This window comes from Weissella sp. DD23, from assembly GCF_001579105.1.
In the GTDB taxonomy this organism is placed as follows: Bacteria; Bacillota; Bacilli; order Lactobacillales; family Lactobacillaceae; genus Weissella; species Weissella cibaria.
In genome coordinates, this window is record NZ_KQ970474.1 from 1 (window position 1) to 433 (window position 433).

At 40.6% G+C, this 433-nt stretch carries 1 protein-coding gene; it reads right to left on the bottom strand.

The features are described 5' to 3' along the window. Nucleotides 1-433 (bottom strand): hypothetical protein (locus tag WEIDD23_RS13890; RefSeq protein WP_197458904.1); only part of this gene is annotated, 433 nt, incomplete at both ends.

Genomic DNA, 433 nt, shown 5'->3' on the forward strand with positions numbered 1-433 from the left:
ATTCGTTGTGATTTTCGAAATTGCATTTCCGGCTAAATTCAACGTTGCCAGATTGTTTTGCACATTCTGTAAAATTTGCGTATCCAGGACTGTTAACTGATTCGATTGTAAATCCAAATTAGTCAGAGCAGGTAAATTCAACGCGTAGTTATAGTAGGTCCAGGCATTGCTCTGGACCTCGTTCGCAATAATCGGATTAAACCCTAAGGCCAACGACTGCAAGGTTGCTGATTTGTTGACCATCATACCAATAAGTAACCCAGCTTTACTAAAGCCACTATCAAAAGGCACTTTTGAAAAGGCACCTGTTAAGTCTAATGTGGTCAACTTAGGGTTTGTGGCAATCAGAGCCACAAGTTGATTAAGCCAAATATTCGCTGTCGTATAAACTGTCTGACGATTACCTTGCTGATCCCATTGATCAGTCGCATAA